The organism is Acinetobacter sp. AOR18_HL, assembly GCF_027855145.1.
In the GTDB taxonomy this organism is placed as follows: Bacteria; Pseudomonadota; Gammaproteobacteria; order Pseudomonadales; family Moraxellaceae; genus Acinetobacter; species Acinetobacter pittii.
Window position 1 is genome coordinate 23929 of the sequence record NZ_JAKTIG010000085.1, and the last position, 14758, is coordinate 38686.

General features: G+C 38.5%; 13 protein-coding genes. 7 read left to right on the forward strand and 6 right to left on the reverse strand.

Annotated elements, in window-relative coordinates:
• Positions 1-58: 58 nt before the first annotated feature.
• The 7 genes from MKL51_RS20540 to MKL51_RS20570 all read left to right on the forward strand — a co-directional run bounded on the left by MKL51_RS20540 (position 59) and on the right by MKL51_RS20570 (position 6063).
• Positions 59-601, forward strand: a complete 543-nt coding sequence (locus tag MKL51_RS20540) for a gamma carbonic anhydrase family protein (protein ID WP_032007354.1) — start codon at positions 59-61, stop codon at positions 599-601.
• Positions 602-672: 71 nt separating this feature from the next.
• Entirely contained in the window at positions 673-1431 is a 759-nt protein-coding gene (locus MKL51_RS20545) for a DUF4262 domain-containing protein (protein WP_032007355.1), read from the forward strand.
• Between the two features lie 99 nt (positions 1432-1530).
• A complete protein-coding gene (locus tag MKL51_RS20550) occupies positions 1531-2019 on the forward strand; it encodes an NUDIX hydrolase (RefSeq protein ID WP_032007356.1) in 489 nt (162 codons plus the stop codon).
• Between the two features lie 4 nt (positions 2020-2023).
• Positions 2024-3157 carry a tRNA 2-thiouridine(34) synthase MnmA gene (gene mnmA / locus MKL51_RS20555; RefSeq protein ID WP_032007357.1) on the forward strand — a complete coding sequence of 378 codons (1134 nt, stop codon included), beginning with the start codon at positions 2024-2026 and terminating at the stop codon, positions 3155-3157.
• Between the two features lie 13 nt (positions 3158-3170).
• On the forward strand, positions 3171-3902 hold the full coding sequence (gene hflD / locus MKL51_RS20560; RefSeq protein ID WP_002118587.1) for a high frequency lysogenization protein HflD: 732 nt from the start codon (positions 3171-3173) through the stop codon (positions 3900-3902).
• A 54-nt stretch (positions 3903-3956) separates the two neighbouring features.
• Entirely contained in the window at positions 3957-5345 is a 1389-nt protein-coding gene (gene purB / locus MKL51_RS20565; protein WP_002118712.1) for an adenylosuccinate lyase, read from the forward strand.
• Between the two features lie 79 nt (positions 5346-5424).
• Positions 5425-6063 carry a DUF2238 domain-containing protein gene (locus tag MKL51_RS20570; protein WP_032007358.1) on the forward strand — a complete coding sequence of 213 codons (639 nt, stop codon included), beginning with the start codon at positions 5425-5427 and terminating at the stop codon, positions 6061-6063.
• 40 nt (positions 6064-6103) lie between these two features.
• Here the strand turns inward: MKL51_RS20570 and blp2 are convergent, their stop codons facing one another.
• From blp2 to MKL51_RS20600, 6 genes are all read right to left on the reverse strand, one after another.
• Positions 6104-8290, reverse strand: coding sequence for an Ig-like repeat protein Blp2 (gene blp2 / locus MKL51_RS20575; RefSeq protein WP_032007359.1), 2187 nt, complete (start codon positions 8288-8290; stop codon positions 6104-6106).
• Positions 8291-8543: 253 nt separating this feature from the next.
• Positions 8544-9506 carry a protease SohB gene (gene sohB / locus MKL51_RS20580; protein WP_032007361.1) on the reverse strand — a complete coding sequence of 321 codons (963 nt, stop codon included), beginning with the start codon at positions 9504-9506 and terminating at the stop codon, positions 8544-8546.
• A 148-nt stretch (positions 9507-9654) separates the two neighbouring features.
• Entirely contained in the window at positions 9655-10557 is a 903-nt protein-coding gene (pstB, locus tag MKL51_RS20585) for a phosphate ABC transporter ATP-binding protein PstB (RefSeq protein WP_005067963.1), read from the reverse strand.
• 13 nt (positions 10558-10570) lie between these two features.
• Complete coding sequence (gene pstA / locus MKL51_RS20590) at positions 10571-11968, reverse strand: phosphate ABC transporter permease PstA (RefSeq protein ID WP_270904393.1); 1398 nt, start codon at positions 11966-11968, stop codon at positions 10571-10573.
• Entirely contained in the window at positions 11965-13344 is a 1380-nt protein-coding gene (gene pstC, locus MKL51_RS20595) for a phosphate ABC transporter permease subunit PstC (RefSeq protein ID WP_002119004.1), read from the reverse strand. Before pstC ends, pstA begins: the two co-directional genes overlap by 4 nt.
• A 99-nt stretch (positions 13345-13443) precedes the next feature.
• Positions 13444-14475, reverse strand: coding sequence for a substrate-binding domain-containing protein (locus tag MKL51_RS20600; protein WP_002118975.1), 1032 nt, complete (start codon positions 14473-14475; stop codon positions 13444-13446).
• Between the last annotated feature and the right edge of the window lie 283 nt (positions 14476-14758).

Genomic DNA, 14758 nt, shown 5'->3' on the forward strand with positions numbered 1-14758 from the left:
TTTAGCTTGAGTGCTTTTTTATTTTATAATTCGACTAAATTTTATTTTGATACTACTTATGGCAAAGAACATTCGTCCTTATCTTGAACATCACCCTCAAGTAGATAAAACATGTTATATCGATGAAATGGCTGTTGTAGTTGGTGACGTTAGCTTAGCTGAAAATGTTTCTGTCTGGCCTTTTGCAGTCATCCGTGGTGACGTAAATAGTATTCAAATTGGCAAAAACAGTAACGTACAAGACCATTGTATGTTGCATGTAAGCCATAAAAATGATGCCAAACCGAATGGTTCACCTCTGATTATTGGTGAAGATGTAACGGTTGGACACCATGTGACTTTGCATGGCTGTACCATCGGTAACCGTGTTTTAGTCGGAATCAACACCGTTATTCTAGATGACGTAATTATTGAAGATGATGTGATGATTGGTGCAGGAAGTTTAGTTCCACCTCGCAAAGTCTTAAAAAGCGGTTATCTCTATGTAGGAAGCCCTGTACAACAAGTGCGGCCATTGACTGAAAAAGAACTGGCGTTCCTTCCTTATTCAGCAAGACATTATGTAAAAGTGCAAAATAATCATAAAAATAGTGAAGTCTAACTTTGCTATTTTTAGTTTAATTGATACATATATTGCACTTACAAAAATAAGAAACCTTTGAGAAATAAATAATGAGCTTAGATAATACCCCTAGTTGCCCTACTGAACAGGAGCTAATAAACCAAATCAAAATCAATATTGAAAAATATGGATTACAAGTTATGGGAATTAGTGCAACGAACTATTTACCTTCTTTCAGTTACAGTGTGGGTTTATATGAGAGTTATCAGCATCCTGAAATTATTTGTTTTGGATTACCTACGGATCTAGCTCATCTCATTATTAATGATGTAGCAAACCTAATTAAAAATGGCGAAAAAATTACCTCCTATCAAGATTATGATGATCAGTTTTTTAAAGAAAGTCGTGCTCAGTTTTTACCTGTAGACTTCAGGAATATTGATGATTATTTTGGTGGGGCGTTAAATTATTACCAACATAATAAATTCTCAGCTTTACAATTAGTCTGGACTGATCGCAATGACAAATTTCCTTGGGAAGATGGATATCAAGAAGAGTTTATTTATGATCAGCCTTTACTAGATCGAAATGCTGATTTTAAATTTAGAGAGGCCAAAAATTTAGGGGTTTTCACCACTCGACAGTGTCTGGAGTTCAATCAACCTATTTTAAGAGTTGTACATGATCATGATGGAGATTGGCAATTTTTGACAGGTAATCAAGAACCTGAAGATATTCGTCTTGTCGCCTTAGAACAAATGATATTAAGAGATTCGAGCTTAAATGAAGTTTTTGATCTTGACTACGGCCAAACTGCTGAGAGAGACTCCATTAATAATTCATGGCAAATAACAAATCTTGATGAGTAAAAAGATTTATAAAATAATACTGTAATCTATAAAAATCTTATCGTAGCCAAAAACCCCTAAATTTCGTATTATACGTCTTTTAAATCATGGTGCTTTTTTATGGCCGCGTGGACTCCTCATGTCACTGTTGCTACAGTCGTAGAAAAAGACGGACGCTATCTGTTTGTAGAAGAGCATAGCGAAGGTTTTGTACACACAGTATTTAACCAACCTGCTGGTCATGTGGAATGTGGTGAATCATTAACAGAAGCTGCCATTCGAGAAACACTTGAAGAAACAGGCCATCATGTTGAAATTGATGCCTTGCTTGGTATTTATACTTATACCCCGCCCATGTTTCCGGACCGTACCTATTACCGTTTCTGTTTTCTAGCGCATGTAACTCAGGTTGAAAGTGATCCTCAACTTGACACAGATATTGTGGCTGCTGTGTGGATGACACCAGATGAACTCAAAGAATCTGCCCGTGCTCGCAGTCCTCTTGTGCTAAAAGCAGTTGAAGATGCTATGAAAGGCCACCATTATCCTTTATCGCTTATTTATGAGCACCCCTTCTCTCCCTCATTAACTTCTCATTTGGATGCCTAGTCCTATGCAACAACGTGTCATCGTCGGTATGTCTGGTGGTGTAGACTCTTCTGTTTCTGCAGCACTTTTACTTCAACAGGGTTATCAAGTTGAAGGTCTTTTCATGAAGAACTGGGAGGAAGACGACGGCACGGAATACTGTACGGCAATGGAAGACTTAGCTGATGCCCAAGCAGTAGCTGATAAAATCGGTATTAAGCTGCATACAGCAAACTTTGCTATGGAATATTGGGATCGAGTGTTTGAACTTTTCCTAGCTGAATATGCGGCTGGTCGCACACCAAACCCAGATATTTTATGTAATAAAGAAATTAAATTCCGTGCATTTTTAGATCACGCCATGACTTTAGGTGCAGACTTCATCGCAACGGGTCATTACGCACGCCGTGGTGAAACTACATATAACTCTAAAGGCGAAGCATATGCACCATTATTACGTGGTGTAGATAACAATAAAGACCAAACCTATTTCTTGCACGCTGTTCATGGTAGAGAAATTAATAAAACATTATTCCCAGTAGGTGAAATCGAAAAACCTGAAGTTCGCAAAATTGCTGAAGAACTTGATCTTGCTACAGCCAAGAAAAAGGACTCAACAGGAATCTGTTTTATTGGGGAACGTCGTTTTAATGACTTCCTTAAACAATATTTACCCGCTCAGCCTGGGAAAATTGTACTTGATACAGGTAAAGAAGTTGGTGAACATCACGGTCTGATGTACTATACGCTCGGTCAACGTGGCGGAATTGGTCTAGGTGGTTTGAAAGGTGCAGCAGAAGGTGCATGGTTCGTACTACATAAAGATCTGGCCAATAATCGCCTCGTTGTTGGTCAGGGACATGAACATCCACTCATGCAAAGTACTCAACTGTGGAGTGAGTCAATTGACTGGGTAGCTGGTGAACAAAATATTCCAGTTGAAGGATTACGCTGTACAGCTAAAACGCGTTATCGCCAACCTGATCAGGCATGTACAATTTTTATTGATGAAAACACTGAACACGGTGTTCGCGTTGAGTTCGATGAACCTCAGCGTGCTGTTACACCGGGTCAAAGCGTTGTATTTTATTCAGATGAAGTTTGCTTAGGCGGGGGTGTCATTCACCATACAAATGCCCCTACACCAAATTTTATTTAAGGGAATGAATGGCATGGTGGAGTTACCATTTCAACAATCACAAGCCTTGAATGTTCGCCAAAACCGTGCCCTTGCCTTGGCTGGGGTATTTCAGGCCACTCAGCTCACCCATATGACAGCCATGACGGGTCAGCAAAGTATTGGTGAAAGTGGTAACTTCTATTTTGAACTATTAATCAAAGCAAGTTTAAATATTCGCCCTACAGCCAACAATGGTGTTCAAACCTTAGATTTTTTTAATCAGTTGGCAGATATTTCTTTAGGGCTTAAAACACTCGAAAATTGTATTACTCAACCTTTTTCGAACATGCCTAAGTCTCGCCTTCCAAAAATGGGCACGGCCAAATTGCCAATGTCCTATGCGATGTCGCTCTTACAGCTAGAAAAAAAGGTTTATAGCAACCCTGAATATGTCGCAATCATTGAAAAAGCTCAGCAGAAAATTTTAAAACAGCTGTCTTTTTTTGATAATAACTACCTACACCCAAGCATTTTAGCCAATTTGGCGCAAACTTATGTTGATACGGCTGGCCAGATTAACCCACGCATTTTAGTTCGTGGTAATGCAGAAGCATTTAAAGATACCAACCATACTAACCGCATCCGTGCTTGTCTGTTTACTGGCTTACAAATGGCCCATTTATGGCGACAACTCGGCGGTAGTTCATGGAACATGATTTTTAGCAAACGTAAATTGCTACAGGATATTCAAGCACTTGCTCGTTTACAGTACCAAGTCGTTTAAGACTATAAACGAGATTTTTTAGTTTTATGTTTATTCCAACATTAAGGAATCGTTATGAACGCTTTAACCGCACTATCACCATTAGATGGACGTTATGCCAGCAAATGTGATGCGCTACGCCCTTTTCTTTCTGAGTTTGGTTTAATCCATGCTCGTGTCACTGTAGAAGTGCGTTGGTTACAAGCACTTTCTAACCGTCCGGAAATTGTTGAAGTTGCACCTTTTTCAAACGAAACAAATGCAGCTTTAGATGCAATTGTTAGCAACTTCTCTGAAGAAGATGCAAATCGTATTAAAGAGATTGAACGTACGACTAACCATGACGTTAAAGCAGTTGAGTATTTCTTAAAAGAGAAAATTGCTGGTATCGCTGAATTACAAAATGCGGGTGAATTCATTCACTTTGCATGTACTTCTGAAGACATCAACAACTTGTCTCATGCGCTTATGCTTAAAAATGGTCGTGAAGTTTTAGTATCAAGCATGAAGCAAATCCTTAATGCGATCTCTGCTTTGGCAACGACTCACGCTGAACAGCCAATGTTGTCTCGTACACACGGTCAAACTGCTAGCCCAACAACTTTGGGTAAAGAAATGGCGAACGTGGCATACCGTTTAGCTCGTCAAATCAAACAATTTGAAAACGTTGAGTTACTTGGCAAAATCAATGGTGCTGTAGGTAACTACAATGCTCACCTTTCTGCTTATCCAGATGTTGATTGGGCTGCTCATGCACAAGCTTTTGTTGAATCTTTAGGTTTAACATTCAACCCTTATACAACTCAAATCGAACCACATGATTACATGGCAGAGTTGTTTGATGCGTTACGTCGTTTCAATACGATTTTAATCGACTTTAACCGTGACGTATGGGGTTACATCTCTTTAGGTTACTTCAAACAAAAATTGAAAGAAGGCGAAGTTGGTTCATCAACCATGCCACACAAAGTTAACCCAATTGACTTTGAAAACTCTGAAGGTAACTTAGGTATTGCAAATGCAGTATTGGCTCACTTAGGTGAAAAATTACCAATTTCACGCTGGCAGCGTGACTTAACTGACTCAACTGTATTACGTAATATGGGTGTTGGTTTTGCACAAAGCTTAATTGCTTTCGATGCGTGCTTAAAAGGTGTTGGTAAACTTGAGTTAAATGCAAACCGTTTAAATGAAGATTTAGACCAAGCTCAAGAAGTTTTAGCTGAACCAATTCAAACTGTAATGCGTCGCTACAACATTGAAAAACCATACGAAAAGTTAAAAGCATTAACTCGTGGTCAAGCAATGACTCGTGACATGATGGTTAATTTCGTAAATGGTGATGAACTTTCTCAAGTACCAAGCGAAGAACGTGCGCGTTTAGCTGAACTTACTCCTGCAACTTATACAGGTAATGCAGCTGAACAAGCGAAACAAATTAACGATTTAATTAGCAAAATTTAATTAAAAAGTTTACAAAAAGCGGAGCTTAGGCTTCGCTTTTTTATTACACTCATATAAATCACAATAAAGACTTCATAAAATGAACGAAAAACAATTTAAACTTAAACACTATATTGCTCTTGGCTTGCTTTTGATTGCGATTGTTATTTCAGCTATTCAGCCTCTTGAATTTGAAGCCTATTTACTTCACCAAGCGGGCACTGTGTTTATGTTGATTTTGCTCTTTGTTATTTTTAAGAAGATTGGACTCGATTTTTTAAGTTTTACTTTCTATCTGCTGTTTTTGCTCATCCATATTGTTGGTGCACATTACCTGTATTCATACGTTCCATACAATGATTGGATACAACAAGCATTCAATTTTAACTTAGATCAATACATGGGTTGGTCCCGTAATATGTATGATCGTTTGGTTCATCTTGCCTATGGTATTTTTCTCTACCCTCTTACTTATCGCGTGTTTCAGGTGTGGTTACCATCAGTAAAGCCATTCAGTCTATTTTTGCTAGTGGTTCAATTTGTCATGGCATCAAGTGTTTTATATGAACTTATTGAATGGGCAATTGCTATCGGATTATCTCCCGAAGAAGCCGAAAATTATAATGGGCAACAAGGCGATATGTGGGATGCCCATAAAGATATGCTGTTAGCGACCATTGGTGCAATTTTCTATGGACTTCTTGCACTCATGATTCCATCTAAAACAAATAACTCATAAATAAAAAAGCGCTCAATGAGCGCTTTTTTTTAAGATCACTTTAGACAACAGGATAGGTTTGTTCTAAAAGGCTTTGTAAAACCGAAGAAGTCGTATCAGGCAAAACATGCTCAAGATTGGGAGTAATATTACTAGCGTTCGTAGTTATATCACTCTGATCATTTACCTGAGTAGGCTTTAATGCCGCTGAAGATAAAAGAGTTTCAATTGGGTCTGGTTCACTAGATGTAGAGCTTTTTAACAAATAATCTAATGGCAAAGATTTCTGCTGCTGGCTATCCGTTTCATTTGTTGTGCTTTGTACTAACTTTAATGTGTTTAACCCAACACTATCAGCAACAGATACAGTTTCTGTATGAGCAGTATCAACAGCTACCTCACTTAAACTCGCAACCTTTGGAGCGACCACGTCAAACGTAAAAGGTAAACTCACTTCACTGGTAAACCCTGCCTCATCGGTTTGCATTAAGGTAATAGTATGTTTACCAATGGCTAAAGTTTTATCAAGTGTAAATGACCACTCACCACTAGCATTTACTTGACCTATTTTAATAATTGAAATTGCTACTCCGTTATCGTAAATGGTCAAGGTCGCATTGGATTCAGCTTTGACAGTAAATTTTGGGGTCGCATCATCTGTTTCAGAGTTAGCAAGGATTTGTTTTATAGCGGTCCCATTATCATCATATACCTTAAAACTCGGTTTATCAGGAGGCGTATCCTTTGTACCATTGATTTCCAGAGCTACAGAACTATTGCCAGAGGTATCTATAGCAGATACAGAGGCCTTATCTTTAACAGTTAAAGCGGGTGAAATCGTAATTGTAAATTTCCCATCCGCATCAGCTACTCCACTACCAATAACCTTAGTACCTATTGTTATTTGTATTTTTGCATTAGCTTCGGCAGTTCCTGTTACTGTTGTGCCATCAGCATTAATTTGGGCTGTAGGTTTATCCGGTGCAATAGTATCATAGCCAGCTTTAATTTCTAAAGGCTTAGAGGTATTACCTGCTGCATCTTCAACAACAACTGTTGCCTTTTGGGACTCTTTTAATGCAGGCGAAAGCGTGATTTGAAACTCACCTTGTGCGTTTGCGGTACCAGTTCCAATCACTTTACCATCAGCATCTTTTATCTGAACTTTTGCATTAGGCTCAGTTTGTCCTTCGACTGTGGTACCTTCTTTATTAACTTCAACTAAAGGTACATCCGGAGCGAAAGTATCCTTTCCGGCAATAATTTTAGTTGGTTCAGATTTATTGCCTACAGCATCTTCAGCTATAACTTTTCCACCCGCGTCACTCGTCAATGGTGGAGTAAGCTTTAAAGAAAAAATACCATCTTTATTTGCAGTTACAGTGCCTAGTACATTACCACTAGCATCATAAACAGTGATTTTTGCATTTGGTTCAGTTCTACCATCTAAGATTGAACCATCTTCACTTAACTGGGCGCGTGGGGCATCTGGAGCAATTGTGTCTTTGGGACCTGTAATAGAATAAGCACTAGACTCTTTACCACCTTCATTTTGAGCAGAAACATTTAATTTATTTCCATCTGTCAAAGGTTTATCTAGCTTAATCGTAAAATTACCACTTGCATCTGCGTTACCTGAAGCAATCACATTTCCACTTAAATCTTTAATATAAATTTTTGCATTAGCTTCGGCTTTACCTGTGACCGTAACAGCATCATCTGCAAGTTTTACTTCTGTTGGTTTCGCAGTGGTTGGAACATTAACAGGCGAGTCATCTTTGTCATCATTATCAAAAGCCCAAAGATATAAACCTTCAGCAGCTAAAACAGCCAAACCTGCTTTTAGCACATTACCCATCGAAAAAGTTGGGGAATCATCAACTGCCATTGTCGAAGCTGGTTGGCTCGTGCTGGTATAGGCTAAATCTGTGACATGGTTTAAACCTGTATAGTCGATCACCTTACCCTGAGCGTCAAATTGTGCTTCAACAAATTTTCCATGTTCAGTCGGAAGAACAAGTGAATGTTCTGTTGTATTCGTTACTTCATTAAAGAAATTTTCTAAGACAATAGTCTCTCCATTTTTTAAATGGACGACTAGATTTCCACCTTGTTTTTCCACCGATGCTATATCTTTTTGACTTACACCAATTTGAATAATAGAAGGTTTACTTAACACGACCTTATTGAGCTGACCATCTTGCAGAACGTCCAAACCCTCTTTGGATGCTACAATTATTCTTGTCATTATTTCCTGTCCTAAATTTCAGTTATATTTTTAAATGTCTAACTTTTTAAATATTTCATTTAAAAGCTATTTTATTGTTGTTTAAAATATCAAAACCATGTGTTTATCACAATTCAAAAATTATATTTATCAATATTTATTTTTTACTTTCCATTAAAAATCTAAGCGTATTTAATAAGACAATTTTGAATATTAACTTTATAAAAAAACCAGCATTTAAGCTGGTCTTTTATAACATTTGAATTAGATAAACTTATAGTTTTGGATCACGTACCTGTACAAGCATCGTGTTCGCTTTTGCTAGGCTTTCCATGACTTTGCCGATTACAGTAGGAATCAAACTATCGGCCATTTGCGCTGCTTGTAAACCCAGCTTTTCACCTAAAGTCGCTTTCTTACGTGTATTAATGACATACACATCATGTTGCGGCAATAAAGCTAATAAGTACTCATCAGATGTTTGTAATTTATCAACAAGGTTCAAATCTAGAGCATCTTCACCATACCAATGCTCACCTGTCGCTACCTTATCAACATTAAGCTGTGGGCGATATTTTTCTACAAAGTGCTTAAATAAGACATGAGTTTGTTGCAACTCTTCTTCGAACTTCGCTTTACCTTCAGGCGTATTTTCACCAAACATAGTTACAGTACGCTTATACTGCCCTGCTGTGTAAAGCTCAAAATCCACATTGTGTTCTTTTAAAAGGCGATTAAAGTTTGGAACTTGAGCAACCACACCAATTGAACCCACAATAGCAAACGGCGCTGCAATAATTTCATTTGCAATACATGCCATCATATAGCCACCACTTGCAGCGACTTTATCAACACAAATTGTTAAATGAAAACCTGCATCGCGTAAACGCACCAACTGAGCTGCTGCTAGACCATAACCATGCACCATACCACCTGGGCTTTCAAGACGAACTACGATACGATCACGTCCTGCTTTAGCAGTTGCTAAAATCAGGGTAATTTCTTCACGCAAGTTTTCAACTGCCGAAGCTTGAATATCACCTTTGAAATCTAAAACAAAAATCTTCTGATTATTTTTACGGCGAATTTTAGCTTCTTTAGCAAGTTGTTGAGCTAATTGTAAAAGTTCTAAACGGCTTGCTGTAGTTTGCGCAATTTTTTTTCTCTGTTCATTGACACGTGCATTTAAATGGCTGACACGTATTTCCGCAGGGAGTTTAGGCAAATGGAATAACATAAAATTCTAAGCTCATAAGTTTATCTTTATAGCCTTAAGATGTGGTCCTTTTGATTAAAATTCAATAGCGATTTTGCAAAATAGAGTCATTTTCATTTATAAAATAAAAAAAAGAGCACATGGCTCTTTTTCTTTTATTGTTTATTAATCAACCGAAGCGACCAGTAATATACGCTTCCGTTAACTGATGGTCAGGTTGAGTAAAGACTTTTTCAGTTGAGTTGACTTCAATTAAATCACCTAAATGGAAATAAGCAGTACGATCAGAAACACGTGCCGCTTGTTGCATTGAGTGAGTCACAATCACAATTGTGTATTGATTCGACAATTCAGAAATGAGTTCTTCTACTTTTGCTGTTGCAATTGGATCGAGTGCAGAACACGGCTCATCCATTAAAATTACTTCAGGACTAACAGCAATGGTACGTGCAATACATAAACGTTGTTGCTGACCACCTGATAAACCTGTACCTGGCTGGTTCAAACGGTCCTTAACCTCATCCCACAAACCAGCTTTACGTAAGCTATTTTCAACAATTTCTTCTAGGTCATATTTATCACGTGCTAATCCGTGAAGTTTAGGACCATAAGCCACGTTGTCAAAAATAGATTTAGGGAATGGGTTTGGCTTTTGGAACACCATACCAACCTGAGCACGCAATAATACAACGTCTAGATTTGGGTCATAAATATTGTGGTTATCGAGGGTAATTTTACCTGTTACGCGGCAACCATCAATCGTATCGTTCATACGGTTTAACGTACGAAGAAACGTTGATTTACCACAACCTGAAGGACCAATAAATGCGATCACTTCATTTTGATAAATATCTAGGTCAATACCCTTGATAGCTTCAAAATCACCATAATAAACATGGGCATCTTGTGCACTAATTTTAATTTCGTTTGAGTTCTGCTTTTTTGAAGTATGTGGTTCAAAATGCGAAACATACGAAGTGCCATGATTCAGCGATTTATCTGTAAATTGAGATTGTTCAGTATTCACTAACTTATCCTTTTCTAAGGAATTCGTAATATCAATAGTATTCATGATTTATCCTCTATTACCAACGCACTTCGAACTTTTTACGTAACCAAATTGCAAGACTGTTTAAACCAATCATTAATGCAAGTAGTACGATAATCGCAGCAGCAGTACGGCCTTCGAAGAAGTTACGCAACTCATTACCCTGCCATAAATAAACCTGTACAGGTAAAGCAGTTGCTTGATCAAATGGAGTTGATGGAATACTTGCAACGAATGCACTCATCCCGATTAAAAGTAAAGGTGCGGTTTCACCAAGCGCATGTGCAACACCAATAATTGCACCTGTCATAATGCCCGGTAATGCCAACGGTAAAACATGATGGAAAATCGTTTGGAACTTAGAAGCTCCCAAACCAAGTGCCGCTTGTCGAATAGAAGGTGGCACTGCTTTTAATGAAGCGCGTGTGGTAATGATGACTGTTGGTAGTGTCATTAAGCTTAAAACCAAACCACCCACCAACGGAGCTGATAAAGGCAAATGCATCCAGCCAATGAAAATTGCAGCACCGAGTAGACCAAATACAATTGAAGGAACAGCAGCAAGGTTATTGATGTTAACTTCAATAATGTCGGTAAGAACATTTTTTGGAGCAAACTCTTCGAGATAGATTGCGCTGGCAACACCAATTGGGATCGCAATGATGATCACGATGAGCATCATGAATAATGAACCCATGAATGCACCTGCAAGACCACTAATTGCTGGAGAACTACGTGAGTCAGGGTTCTTAAATAAGTTCAAGTTAAATGTACTTTCAAGAACGCCTTTTGCTTTTAAGTCATCTGCAAGCTTACGCACTTCTGGATCGAGTTGTTGCTGATCATCTGGTAATGAACGATCAATATTACCTTTTAACCAAACATCGACGTTCGCATCACCCAAGAAGGTAATATTTTCTTTTTTACCAATGAGTGATGGATCTGCAAAAACCATATCACGGAGGCGATAAGCTTCCGAGCTTGCATATAAGCTGCTTAGGTAGTCACGTTGCGATGCAAGTGCAGGATCTTTAGCAATCATTCCATTTACAATGATGCCATCCCAATCGACAATACCCATTTTAGTTTGCCAATCAACATAACGTTCTTGGTAATGTGCAGGTGTTTCACCTTGAGTACGTACAGGTACTGGTCCTGCATCAATCACTTTAGGGTCAAAGTGAATTGGAACATTCATACTGGTTTGCCAAAAAGCAGGTAAACCTTTTGCCAAAATACTACCGAACAAGAGAGCAACGAATGCAAGACCAATAATGACTGCCGAGAAACCCGCAAAACGGAAAGCTTTTTCTTTACGATGACGTTTAGCTAAGGATTTTTCAATAACCTGTTTACGTCGTTCACGTGTTTCGGCAGCAGTTTTCGGATCAAATACGTTCTGATCCATAGGAGACGATGTATTTGATGTACTCATTCGTATTGCTCACGGTATTTACGCACAATGTACAGTGCTACAATATTTAATCCCAAGGTAATAACAAATAGTGTTAAACCTAGCGCGAATGCAACCAATGCTTGTGGACTTGAGAAGTCTGTATCTCCAGTCAACTGTTTTACAATAGTTACTGTCACTGTCGAAACAGCTTCAAATGGATTTGCGTGTAAAAGTGGACTGTTCCCTGCTGCTAAAACCACAATCATGGTTTCCCCAACAGCGCGAGAGACTGCCAATAAGAAAGCGCCTGTAATACCCGGTAAAGCTGCCGGTAATACGACTTGACGAATTGTTTCAGACTTAGTCGCACCAAGTCCTAAAGAACCGTCACGTAGTGCACGCGGGACTTGAGTAATAATGTCATCTGACAAAGATGACACAAACGGGATAATCATAATTCCCATTACAAAGCCAGCAGTTAAAGCACTCGTCGCATTAATCTCTAAACCAACATATGCACCCGCTGCTTTAAAGAATGGCCCAATAATCATCATGGCAAATACACCATAAACAATTGTTGGAATACCAGCTAAGACTTCAATTGTTGGTTTTGCCCATGAGCGGAACCATGGTGAAGCATATTCAGCTAAATAAATTGCGATCATTAATCCAACTGGTACAGCAACGAGTAGAGCGATACCACTGACCATGAGCGTACCCCATAGCAATGGCAATAAACCATAACTGCCTTCAGCATTACCAGAAGTACTAAAGCCCGGATTCCATTCTGTACCAAAGAAAAAGTCCATTGGACTGACAAAACGGAAGAAGTGCATTGCTTCACCAAACATCGACATAACGATACCGATGGTTGTTAAAATCGCAACACCAGAACATAAAATCAAACCAACATTAATGGCACGTTCAACTTGGTTACGAGCACGATATTGTTGGCTGATTTTTTTCTTTGCCCAAACCAACCCCAATAAAGCAGCACAAATTACAACAGCAAATTTGGCAAAAGAGCCAATGGTTTGAAATTTTGCAAACTGTTGAGCAGCAGCTAATTCGTAGGCTGCCGGTTTATCGCTCACCCCAAAACCTGAAGCAATTGATTGAACACGATCAACCAATACACTTCTACCCGCTTCATCAAGAGAAGCACTTACAGACGCCGGAATATTATTAAAAATAATATGATTTAAAATACTTGGTTCAACCAAGTTCCAAATGATCAAAATTAAAAAAGCAGGGATACCGCACCAAAGACCAACCAGTGCGCCATAATAACCAGGACGAGAATGTAACGTCGCCGAGTTGCTTCCCTTACCTGCTATGTTACGGCTCTTTCTCAGCCCAAGTTGATATGCAATTGCCACGAGGGCTAACAACACACCGATAAGTAGCAGATTCATGTACTCTCCACTGTTTTCTCAATTGTCATAATTTGGAAAAACAAGTTAGACAAAAAGGCTGATGAACTCTTAAGATCACCAGCCTTCATTCAAACTAACTTATTTAACAGTTTTACCTGCTTTAAAGTCAGCCAAAACTTTTGCACGTTCAGCATCAGACATCGCGATTAAACCATCACGCTCAGCTTTAGAACCTTTACCAGTTGCTTTCTTGCTTACGAAATATTCTACATATTGCGGTAAGCCTTTAACTGATTTTAAGTGTTCGCCTTTCACGTAGAAGTACAATGGGCGAGATACAGGGTATGTACCATTCAATACTGTCTTCTCAGATGGAACAACGTTGTTTACTGTTGCTACACGTAACTTGTCACGGTTCATGTCATAGAAACTTAAACCAAACACGCCTACAGCACTTGGAGAAGTTTTTAAGCGCGCTAATGTTTCTGTATAGTCGCCAGCGATTTCAATTACACGGCCATCTTTACGGAAAGTAGAACATGCTTTCTTCTGAGCATCTTTATCTAAGCTCTTGAAGTATTCATATGCTTCACAACCAGCTTCAACCATTTTCTCTTGGAAAACTTCACGAGTACCGTGGTTAGATGCAGGGATTACAAGAGTAATCGGTTCATTTGGAAGTGTTTTATCAATTTGATTCCAGTTTGTATATGGGTTTGGAACCAATTTACCTTTTGATGGTAACTGTGCAGCTAAAGCAGCAAACACATGGTAAGGTTTTAATTTATAAGCTGCTTTGTGTGAGTTAGACGCGAATACAATACCGTCATAACCGATTTTGATTTCTTGAATTTGTTTTACACCAGCTTTGTTACAAGCTTCGATTTCAGTGCTTTTAATTTTACGAGAAGCGTTAGCAACGTCGATCGTGTTATCGCCAACACCTTGACAGAATTGTTTCAAACCAGCAGAAGAACCGCCAGAACCAACTACAGGAGTTTTAAATTGAGGGAAAGTATTACCAAACTCTTCAGCTACAACGCTGGCAAATGGTAATACAGTTGAAGAACCAGCAATTTGAATCGTATCACGAGCTGCATTTGCAGTCGTTGTTACAGCTGCCCCAGTTACTGCTAACGCAATTGCGATTTGACGTGGATTTAAGCGCATTCTGTTCTCTCTCATTAATGCAATAGGTTGTACGTCACTTTTTGTTGAGTGCTTGTACGCTCTTCGATAGCTGCATTGTGAATAGAAAATATGACAATTAAGTTACAGTATGATGACGCTTTAATGATTTCGATATTGTTAACTGTCACATTAATATTTTTTATGTACTATCAATTAGTTATTTTAAATATAGAGATTATTTTACCTTCTCTATCAATCTATATTATGACATTAACTAAAAATATTAAATTTTTATTTTTTATAAAATATAAAAACAAAAGGT